Genomic DNA, 266 nt, shown 5'->3' on the forward strand with positions numbered 1-266 from the left:
GCTTGCAGGTGATCCACAAACCGGGCAAATTGCGTTTAATTTGGTAACCGATTCGCTTAATGCCATTAACTTCGGCATTGGGCCAAATGGTTCACCACGGAAATCCGTGTCCAATCCAGCTACAACCACCCGAATTCCTTGATTAGCAAGCTCTTCTACTACTTCCACAACATTTTCATCAAAGAACTGTACTTTATCTATCCCAATAATATCCACTCGCTTGTCCACATATTGCAACATTTCATTCGATCTTTTTACATGACGAG

General features: G+C 42.1%; 1 pseudogene. It reads right to left on the reverse strand.

From position 1 onward, the window contains the following. Positions 1-266: pseudogene (locus tag RG959_RS24280) on the reverse strand (thymidine kinase); the annotation flags it as partial.

The organism is Domibacillus sp. 8LH (assembly GCF_038806185.1).
Taxonomy (GTDB): Bacteria; Bacillota; Bacilli; order Bacillales; family Domibacillaceae; genus Domibacillus; species Domibacillus indicus_A.